General features: G+C 49.1%; 8 protein-coding genes and 1 pseudogene. 3 read left to right on the top strand and 6 right to left on the bottom strand.

Annotated elements, in window-relative coordinates; all coding sequences use genetic code 11:
* The 3 genes and pseudogenes from RMO84_RS13990 to RMO84_RS13980 form a co-directional block, all read right to left on the bottom strand.
* Positions 1 to 445 (bottom strand): annotated as a pseudogene (locus RMO84_RS13990) (hypothetical protein); the annotation flags it as partial.
* A 140-nt stretch (positions 446 to 585) separates the two neighbouring features.
* Positions 586 to 1,974, bottom strand: a complete 1,389-nt coding sequence (locus RMO84_RS13985) for a cobyrinate a,c-diamide synthase (protein ID WP_310489062.1) — start codon at positions 1,972 to 1,974, stop codon at positions 586 to 588.
* 331 nt (positions 1,975 to 2,305) lie between these two features.
* Positions 2,306 to 3,814 carry a HAMP domain-containing sensor histidine kinase gene (locus tag RMO84_RS13980; RefSeq protein ID WP_310489061.1) on the bottom strand — a complete coding sequence of 503 codons (1,509 nt, stop codon included), beginning with the start codon at positions 3,812 to 3,814 and terminating at the stop codon, positions 2,306 to 2,308.
* A gap of 313 nt (positions 3,815 to 4,127) precedes the next feature.
* On the opposite strand from RMO84_RS13980, the gene RMO84_RS13975 reads away from it, so the two are divergent.
* Positions 4,128 to 4,454, top strand: coding sequence for a DUF3155 domain-containing protein (locus RMO84_RS13975; protein ID WP_310489060.1), 327 nt, complete (start codon positions 4,128 to 4,130; stop codon positions 4,452 to 4,454).
* Positions 4,455 to 4,530: 76 nt separating this feature from the next.
* Here the strand turns inward: RMO84_RS13975 and RMO84_RS13970 are convergent, their stop codons facing one another.
* Both RMO84_RS13970 and RMO84_RS13965 read right to left on the bottom strand, forming a co-directional pair.
* Positions 4,531 to 5,067 (bottom strand): cofactor assembly of complex C subunit B, encoded by a 537-nt coding sequence (locus RMO84_RS13970; RefSeq protein ID WP_310489059.1) that lies wholly within the window; start codon positions 5,065 to 5,067, stop codon positions 4,531 to 4,533.
* 227 nt (positions 5,068 to 5,294) lie between these two features.
* Entirely contained in the window at positions 5,295 to 6,476 is a 1,182-nt protein-coding gene (locus RMO84_RS13965) for a citrate synthase (protein ID WP_310489058.1), read from the bottom strand.
* 297 nt (positions 6,477 to 6,773) lie between these two features.
* On the opposite strand from RMO84_RS13965, the gene RMO84_RS13960 reads away from it, so the two are divergent.
* Positions 6,774 to 7,691, top strand: a complete 918-nt coding sequence (locus RMO84_RS13960) for a hypothetical protein (RefSeq protein WP_310489057.1) — start codon at positions 6,774 to 6,776, stop codon at positions 7,689 to 7,691.
* Between the two features lie 288 nt (positions 7,692 to 7,979).
* Here the strand turns inward: RMO84_RS13960 and RMO84_RS13955 are convergent, their stop codons facing one another.
* Positions 7,980 to 9,299, bottom strand: coding sequence for a four-carbon acid sugar kinase family protein (locus RMO84_RS13955; RefSeq protein ID WP_310489056.1), 1,320 nt, complete (start codon positions 9,297 to 9,299; stop codon positions 7,980 to 7,982).
* 145 nt (positions 9,300 to 9,444) lie between these two features.
* On the opposite strand from RMO84_RS13955, the gene RMO84_RS13950 reads away from it, so the two are divergent.
* Positions 9,445 to 10,185: Rieske 2Fe-2S domain-containing protein (locus tag RMO84_RS13950; protein ID WP_310489055.1), on the top strand; the 741-nt coding region annotated here is incomplete at its 3' end.

Raw genomic sequence — 10,185 nt, 5'->3', positions numbered from 1 at the left:
AGGAAGGAGTAGTGGTATCGGTAGCACTAGGCTTCTTCTTGCTATTGGTCGCTGGCTTTTTCTTGATGCTGGTTGTTGGTGCTTTGGTAGTGTCTTTAGCTCCAGGAGTAGTCGTGCTAGGAGTAGTGGCACCAGGAGTAGTGGAGCTAGGAGTAGTAGTGCTGCTAGGAGTAGATTGCATATCGCCACCAGCAGGGGCGGTAGTGGAGGAAGGAGTAGTGGTATCGGTAGCACTAGGCTTCTTCTCCATGCTACTTGCGGGCTTTTTCTTGCTGCCAGCAGTAGTCTTGTTCGTTTTTTTCTTGGTGGCTTGGGTGGTGTTCAATGCCATTGTCGAAACGTGAGTAGAGCTATGATGAGCCGATGCCGAAGCGATCGAACTAAACAGGCTCAAAGGGGATAAAACCACGGCACTCAAAGCGATCGATTGAATTAATTTATTCATGAAAAACTTGTTAATTTGTAGATGATTTACTAGCAATTCGGCGATTTATATCGCTCGCCGCAAATCAATCATAACACCAAAATTGCGTAGTGGGTCGATACATAGAAAACTCGTATGGATTTTGGTAGCGATCGCTAAAATTATTTATGCGCTGTAAAATGTTCGTCAAATCTGTGACAGCAGTCGAGAAATCGATCGGCAATGTTTGGGCTAGCTCCGAAATGTAAATGAGTATATCCAGCCTGTACCTGGTGCCTACTCCAGCCTTCAGCAGCAAAAACTAAATTCGATTCATACCCCTGAAGATCGCATACAGGAGAGGATGGTAATTCTGTCAGCGTAGAACGATGAAATTCGTGTCCCCACACTCGATCGCCAGCATTAAAGAGCACACTATTTTGTAATGCAGTCAGTTGTCGATAGCCCAAAATTAATCGATTGCCCATCACGGCTGTGGTGGGGAAAATTCCGACCATCGGATAAGATCGTCGTTCAAAATCTATAATTCGATCGCATAAATACATCAATCCACCACATTCAGCATAAGTGGGCATTCCCGCTGTAATCGCTGCTTTCACCGATTCTCTAGCCGCCGTATTTGCCGCTAAAATCTCGGCAAATACTTCGGGAAATCCACCCCCAAAATACAAGCCGCTGACATTTGGAGGCAGTTGGAGATCGACTAAAGGACTCCACTCGACTAATTCAGCACCCAACTCTCGCAACAAGTCGAGATTGTCGGCGTAGTAAAAATTAAATGCCGCATCCTTGGCGATCGCGATGCGTACTTTTGGAATTGTGGCGATGTCAGAACCCGTCCCTAGATCCCAGGAGGGGATCTGGAACACAGGTTTCGCCACGAGTAAAGGTAATAATCGCTCCCAATCGAAACAAGTTTCGCCCACATCGGCAAGTCGGTCGAGTGTCCGATCGAGAGCGGTCAGCTCCCCTGCCGGAGTCAGCCCTAAATGGCGATCGGGCAGGTTCAGGTCATCTTGCCGTCTGAGTACCCCCAAGATGGGTAGATGGAGCGGCAAGAGGGCAGCAGTGAGTAATTCGAGATGGCGATCGCTCCCCACCCGATTGAGAATTACCCCCGCAATCTGAACTTGCGGGTCGAAAGTCCGATAACCATGTGCGATCGCGGCGATCGATCGCGAGGTGCTACTACAATTGAGAATCAAAACTACCGGCACGTTCAATAGCTTGGCAACCTGCGCCGTACTCCCCGCATCAGTCGTCCCCGATGCCCCATCGAATAAGCCCATTACCCCTTCGACAATGGCGCAATCTGCTGTCTGAATATGGCGATCGAAACATTGCCGGACGTAAGTTTCCGAAGTCAAAATCGGGTCGAGATTCCGACAGGCGCGCCCCGTGACATAAGTATGAAACATCGGATCGATATAATCCGGCCCGACTTTAAATGATTGTACCGTTTGCTGTTTGCGCTTAAGCGCGGCAAGTAAGGCTAATGTAACGGTGGTTTTGCCTACACCACTGCGTTCTCCAGCGATCGCGATTGACATGATTTAGGGAATAGGGGGTAGGGGGTAGGGAGTTGGGAGTTGGGAGTTAGTTGACAGTTGATAATTGATAACTGGGAGTCGATAGTGGAACTGTGTTCCCTCTTAGTCCGTGTGCTCCCAGTCCCCCGCTCCCCACTCCTATACGGTGGTACAGCAACTCCCTGTCTTGTCTTGACGCACACAACCGGGAGGGAACCTCCCAGTCGATGCGTCGCTGTCTCGCTATACCGTCGGGGAACAAAGGCGTGCGCGAGCCGCAACTCCCTGTCTTGACTGAAACACATGCGGAGGAAACCTCCGCGTGATTTCAGCCGCAACTCCCCGCTCCGCACTACTTCTCATCCTCAACCAATTGCAACCAGAGCATAAATTCCGTGCCGCGATCGCTACCTGGGGGGGGACTAGTGACGTCCAACTTACCATCCATGTGCGTCACCAACTCTTTGGCGATCGCTAGTCCCAGCCCCGTGCCGGCGATACTACCTTGAGCCTGAACGCCCCGATAATGACGCGTAAACAATCGCTCTAAATCTTGAGGTGGAATCCCTACGCCAGTATCGCGAATACAGATTTGGAGATGAGCTGGTCGTTCTAGCTGGGGTGGTGCCAACCTGGGTTTATGGTCTGATGTTCGATCGATACCCACCGCCGCACCAACCCCAATTAAAGAAGTATTTACCAGCTCGACATCGATATCGACTTCGCCACCAGCGGGAGTATATTTCAAAGCATTATCGATCAGATTGCTCAAGACTTCTCGTAAGGCGGCGGGATGAGCCTGCACTAATGGTAAATCGCGGGGAATATGGGTGTAAAAACTTAAGTTTCGTTCTTGGGCAATTGCTTCGGCAGAATCGACTAATGGATCGAGTACATCGACTAATTGACAAGATTCGATCCGAAAAGCTGCATCGGGAAGTAATAGATTGGCACTCCGATTCGCAATGTCTTCACGTCCGGCTGGCAGGGGTTTCAAGCGATCGCCAGTGCGACTAATTACGGGGATATCGATCGCGCTTTCTAAGTGGGTTAATAATTCTTGTAATCGATCGCTTTCGCGGATGATACTATCGGCAACGCCACGATTGCGATCTTCAAGATTGAGACGTTTGATCAACAACTTACCAAACGTCCGAATTGCGGTCAATGGATTGCGCAGTTGGTGCAACAAATTGTGCATCAAATCTTGTTGCTGAAGCTGCAATTGTTGTTGCTGTTTGAGTTCTCGTGCCAGCCAATTTTGCCGCCGATCGAGAATCCCCGCCAGCGCGATCGTCTGCGCGATATTTTGGATTTCTGCTTCCTCAGCCACGTTCCAAGGCTGAGTTTCCCGCGTCGTCACCAGCAATCCCAAGATCGTCCCTTCTGACACCAAGGGCAACAGGAGTTGGTGACGGTTGGTCGCACTCACATCTGCGGCACTCCGCTCGGTTGGTTTGGGCGGTACTAATGTGGTGATTTGGCGATCTCGATCGCTAGCGAGTTGACGATCGGGATAGGGACATAGATTCGATAGTTCTGCTGTTGTGCTGTTATTTAAGCCTTGTGGCTGGTTCTGAGCGGAGCGAGGTATAGATTCAGTCACCGGTGACTTTCCGCCTGTCTGTGCGCTTATTTCATCGGGAGTCGTCAAATCCGCACGCGCGGCAATTTGCAGCGTTTCCGATCGAGCGGCTTCGGTTTCGGGATAAATCGCCACAGGTAACAGTTTCGACTCGCCACCACTGTCTAATTCTTTAGTCACGTAAACGATACTCAGCGTCGCACCCAAACCATCCGCCAGCAGCCGTAACTGGACGCGACACAAAGCGATGAATTCGGAACTCGCAGGTGTAGACACGATCGATGCTTGGTGGTGATTGGTATTTCGACTGACCCTAACTTCCTATTTTGGCACGATCGGCCAAAGTTGACGATAGTAGCCAATTCGATCGGGAGTGGAACTACCGATTTAGTTAAGATTTATTACAAATATTAAAATTTGCGATCGATAAACGCTCGGTTAAACTTTAGTTTTTCTTTAGGTTATTGGATTTGAGCGGATTAAGGAGCGATTTAGGTGGGGGTTGAGTTTTTAGGATGAAGCGGATAGAATAGCGACGGCTTTTGTAACAGGCATTACATCTGTCTGCACCAAAGAGGAGGTAAGGCGGTTGGCTAGAAGACGCAAACGGAAAAGTCGGAGACGGCAAGAAGGGCGGAGAATATTGGAGCAGGTGCCACAATTCAGCATTGAAAGTGGCGAAGATAAACCTGTGACTGCTGCGCGCAAATATATCTTGTCCGAAGGTATCAATCCACCAGCACTCTTGCTGGTGAAACGCAACGAACACACTACCGATCGCTATTTCTGGGCGGAAAAAGGTTTATTTGGCGCACAATACGTCGAAGAAAACCATTTTCTATTCCCCAGTCTACGCTCGTTAGAGCCAGAAACAGAAAGTCAACAATTAGTAACTGCTGGCAGCAGTACCTACTAGTTTGCTAACTTTCCGAACATAAAATCTCTATTTTTTGTAGACCAGCACTCTGGGGCGATCGCCTTGGAGTGCTTTTTTATTTTATATCTTCGTGGGCACTTAATTGCAGCGCGGATTGAAATACAGCTAATTCGTCTCGATGTCCGCTAATTTCGATTTGAGTTGGTGCAGTCTCTTCAGTTGCCGCTTTGACCCGCAGGCGCACTTGTTCCGTCCGGGTCGATCCTGTCCAATAAAACCAACCCGCCAAAGGTGCTACTAGTAGCAACCCCAAAAATAAATTACCGATATCCGGCAACGCCATCGCCAATACTAGGGCTAGACACATCGAGCCAATCGCCGCTAACCCAGTCAGCAATACTGCCAAAAATACGCTCGGACGTACCAATCCTTCAAACGTAATAATATCAGTCTCGCGATCGACCGCCGCAATCCGATACGCTCGCTCTTTAAAATATTCCTCCAAGCGCGGCAATAAAGCAGCTTCCGAGTCATTAGTCTCTAAAATCATCTGCTCGATCCGATCCTTAGTCGAAGCCCGAATAAAGAAAAACAAACCCACCGCGAGCAGGAGGGTGAGGATGAATGTGGAGGTGATGACGGTGGTGTTCATTGAGGAGTGGGGAGTTGGGAGTGGGGAGTTGGGAGTTGCGGCTCGCGCTCGTCGGGTTCCCCGACGGTATAGCGAGACAAGACAGGGAGTTGGGAGCGGGGAGCGGGGAGCGGGGGGACGAGATAAAAGGGAACGCAGTTCCACTATTAACTGCCAGCTATCAGAGATCGACTATTTCCTAAAGCCTAAGACCTAAAGCCTAAGACCTAAAGCCTACCCTCTACCCTCTACCCTCTATCCCCTATCCCCACATAAGCTTGCTGATGCAAACCCGTGTAGATTTGAGTGGGTCGAAAAATGCGATTTTCTTCGAGTTGTTCGTTCCAGTGTGCCAGCCAACCGGCAACTCGTGCGATCGCAAATACTGGTGTAAATAAATCGGCGGGGATACCCATTTTGCGGTAGACCAAGCCGGAATAATAATCGACATTGGGATAAATGCCGCGCGGCCCTAAATGTTCTTCTAATACGCTCTCCAATTCTAGAGCGATGTCATAATAAGGATCGTAGCCAAATTTCTGAAATAGTTGCTCGGCCAAATCCTGAAGAATCATCGCACGCGGATCTTTGACCCCTTTATAAACACGATGCCCGAATCCCATAAATTTGTACTTGGGATCTGAAGCCAGACATTGCTCGACATAGGGACGCACATTAGCTACAGTACCGATCTTTTCGAGCATTAAGATTACTTCTTCATTGGCACCACCGTGGAGGGGGCCAGCGAGGGTACCGACCGCTGAAGCGATGACTGTATATGGATCGGCCAAGGTCGATGCCGTCACCCGTGCCGAAAAAGTCGAAGCATTCATCGTATGCTCGGCATGGAGGATCAAACAGACATCCATCACCTTGGCGACGATCGGATCTGGCTCTTTTTCGGTCAACATATAGAGAAAGTTGGCCGCATAATCCAGATCGTCGCGCGGCATCACCGGATCGTTACCCTTGCGCATTAGTTGAAATGCCGCCACCATCGTCGGAATTTTGGCGAGTAATCTAATTACGGCTTGACGGGCGTAGTGGCGATTGGGTAAGGTATGTCGCGAGTAAAATAGCCCCAAACCGGCAGCCGAAGCTTGGAGCGCGTCCATCGGATGTCCGGTTTCGGGAAAACATTTCATCATGTCTTTAATCCGATACTTGATCCGGCGATGGGAATAAATTTCGGTGGCAAAGTCAGTCAGTTCGGCTTGAGTGGGGAGTCTGCCCCAAATTAGCAAGAAGGCAGTCTCGACAAAATTACTGTTGGCCGCCAGTGATTGGATGGGGATGCTCCGATACTCTAACACCCCTTCTTTCTCACCACGATCGGTTGTTTGGATACCGACATAACTGATGCTCGATTTGGCAGCAGGCACCCCCTCTAATCCAGGTCTGTATTCAGGTTTGCGATCGCCTTCTGTCATAACAATGATGAATGAGCTAGGTTACTGTTAATTAGCTGGTATCACCATAATACCTTGTTGGGGGCAGGGGATAGGGGATAGAGGTTATCCGTGTCAGGGCTACCGCACTTGTTGCGGATTTTGTAGCTGACCACTTGAGCTGATGTAGGCATCCAAGTGACTTGACGATCTCGATCGTCAAATCCAGCTCCAGATCGACGATCGACCTCATGAAGGCATATTAGTGCTAGAGTGCTGTAAATTTGTCCGCTCGAATTCAACAATGGCGCAATACAAGCACGTTCGCGCAGCGTCGGCTTGCCGAATCGATTCTTTAAATTCTATATCCAATCGCTGTACCGCTCGAAAGGAAATACAATCAAAAACATTCAAATCCACAACGATGAGGATTTGGAAATCGATTTGATGTTTATCGGCGATCTAGCTAAACAGGGATGGAAAGAGCAAGATTTAGGATTATTCGACAGGTTGATGCAAACTCATCCGACGATGATAATCGAGCATTACAGCGGTTATTTAGAAGGTGTAGATGTTGATGATTGCATTACGCGGAAAAATCTGTATTGGCGATATCAGCGGAAGGAATTAATTAAAGCTGCTAAATCCGAGCAGAACTTGACGAATTCTCAACAATTGCCAAGATCGGATATGGCAAAAATCGATTTAAACAACCCGTTTACTTGGATTTTGACTGTTAATTGTGGCAAACAGATTCTAAAAGACTGCGCGGCTCAAGTTCACCCTGAGTTTGAGCCAGGGGTGTATCTGTTGCCAAATCAGTTAAGGATGGGAATTGTCATTATCGAACAGCTAGAAGATCTGCCAGAACATTTGTGGCTGAAGATGTTGGGTAATCGGGAATCTGCCCGAAGGGCGTTCAGAGGGATCGACCAGTTGTCGTCACCAGAGCGAACTGCTAGAAATGATATAATGGCGGCATGTTTGAAATACTGTGTCTATCTCAAGGATCTAGCTACTGATAGTTTAACTCCAGAGGAGAGTGAGTTTATGAAGACGATGGAAGAAATCGATGTTTGGTATGAGACTCAAATGAATCAGGCCGAACTCAAAGGCGAGCAGCGTCAAAAACAAGAGATCGCGCTCAACATGCTTCAAGAAAATATTCCCTTGGAAACGATCGCGAGAATTACCGGATTAACAGTCGAACAACTTCAACAACTCCAAACTGAGCAAGAAAAAGATCGATCGAATTAAGCACAACTAATATGCTCGATCGCGGAAGTAACCGCACTCACAATCGATCTAATCTTACAACCGATCGCACCGCACCTCATCGATCGGGTAGTAGAGCTGTAGGTTGGGTAGAGCAACGCGAAACCCAACACACTCAACCAAAATTTCTTTCATTCATTAGACGATGTTTGCGTCGGCCTGCATTGCTCCAGAGAAGATCCGAAGAAAAGACGTGTCGTTAGACGGGAACCGCTCCCGATAACAACGGGAAGGCTTCACCAACAGCACGATTGCAGTCGCTCCTCGCTCCTAACCTACCAATCGCAAATAAGCCGTAGCTAGCGCATTGGCGTCGCCGACGTTGCCGGGGAAGAGGACGACGGGGAGATTGGGAAATTGGGGATGATTTGGTGGGGTGACGATCGCCGAGCAGCCGGGGAGGATCTGGCCGATCGATCGGGCGGTGGTGAGGGCTAGACCCTTGCTGAGGGTGTCGTTAGAGGTGATACCACCTTTGCTAATTAAGAAGCCGATATCGGCGGGTAGAGCGCGAATTACGTCCATCAGGAGTGCGGATACAGCTTCGCCAAATTGGAGTCGGGCTTGGGTGCTATTGAAGGCGAGTTCTTGACGACTGGTATAGATGGCGGGGGTATCGCCAGCAGCATGGATGTTATTGACTCGATCGACGATTGCTGCCAATAATCCGGCTCTAATCGTCGCATTCTCGCCCACTAATTGGGAAATATCGATTTCGATGCCGACAATTCCTGGTGTCGCTAGCAGTTGGGTTAATTGATCGGTGGTTTTTTGGACGTGGGAACCGATAATAATTGCGCCCGGTTTGCCATTGCGGACGTATTTAGACATCTCGGCGGCGGGAATGGGTTGCGGCCCTAGTTGCGCGAGTGAGGTGAGGATGCTGGCACCACTGCGAAACAGGAATTTCTTACCTTGTTGGACTGCCGCGAGGACATCGGCGGCAAAAAGATCGAAATCCGATTGGCGTTCGCCATCGACGACGCAACAGCGATTGCGCTCTAATTGCAGCAGTCGTTCTAGGCTGCCGCTGCGGATTTCTGGGAGTAAAAACTGCACCACGCGCTCGGCAGGAATATTGCCCTCGGTCTTTTCGGCGACGTAATCGGGCAGATAACTATGATTGAAGGCAAAGACTGAATCGCGGGCAAATTCGGTCTTGTGGACTGGGGTTTCGACCCCATCAACTAAGAGATAATGAATGCTATCGCGGGTAATTCGCCCCCCTTCAAAAAAGGCAGGCATTAGGAAGTGAGCGTCAAAACCGCCTAATTCTGCGGCAATGACATCAGTTTCGATCGGGTAATGTCCGCGCAGGGTCGAATCCGATCTACTTACTACCAAAAAATCGGTAATATTGGTCTGGGCAAGGGCGATTTTCAAGTTTTGGCACACCTCGCGCGTGACGGCGGCAGCTTGTTTGGCGGGGAGCGCGCGCGTATTAGTCAAAATAAAGAAGATGGGGACTTCATCCATCAACCCAATTTTGAGAGTTTCCACATCCCACCTAGTTAGTAGCAGACAACTATGAACTGTTTGCGACCCAGTGGGGTCATCATCGAGGACAATTATTTTGGATCGATCTGTCATAGTTGTGAGGTAATTGGAGATATCTGCCTGTGTCATCAATAATAACCAACTTGTTTACCGATCTTCACTCGATTGTGCCAGATCGCCATCTTATCGAGCCACAAATTGCCACTCAAGTTCGATCTCCAGAACTCTAGCCAATAACATGTTAAAAAACTTATGGTATGCCGTTGAGTTTAGTAATGCGATCGGCACCAGCCCCACATTACTAAAAATCCTCGATCGAGAATTGGTATTGTATCGTACTGCAAATGGACACATCCACGCGATCGATAATACTTGCGTCCATCGCGGTGCCGCACTAGCCAATGGTCGGATTGCCAACGACTGTATCGTGTGCCCCTATCATGGCTGGCAGTTTGACACCGATGGAACTTGCCAGAAAATTCCATCGCTCTTACCGACGGCCAGCATCCCCAAGTCAGCAAAAATGACTACCTATCCCGTTCGGGAGAAATACGGATGGATCTGGCTGTTTTTAGGCGAGGGCGAAGTGGGAGAATTGCCAGTAATTCCCAACTTTCCCGATGTTGAATCTCCAAAGTTGCGATCGATTCAAGGCGAGTTTCATTGGCATGCTAATTACGAACGCGTCCTGGAAAATGGGCTGGATTTTGCCCACGCACCGTTCGTTCATGCTGGTGCTTTTGGCAATCCCGATCGACCGGAAATTCAAGACTTGAAAATTGAGAATTATGCTGGTGGGGCGAGTGCCACAGTTTACCTGGCCGCCACGCCACCCAAAGGTTTATGGCGGTTGCTCGTGCGGGGCGAACGCGCACCCATTCAGACCAAAACGGGATTTTTCTTACCTAATCTGACATTTTTAGAAGTTTATTTGCCCTTCGGACAATTAACAATTTGGACGGCACATGTTCCCGTCGAT

This window comes from Chamaesiphon sp. VAR_69_metabat_338, assembly GCF_031423935.1.
Lineage (GTDB): Bacteria > Cyanobacteriota > Cyanobacteriia > Cyanobacteriales > Chamaesiphonaceae > Chamaesiphon.
The sequence above is the reverse complement of the archived record's forward strand: the minus strand, read 5'-3'. Positions and strand labels throughout refer to the sequence as shown.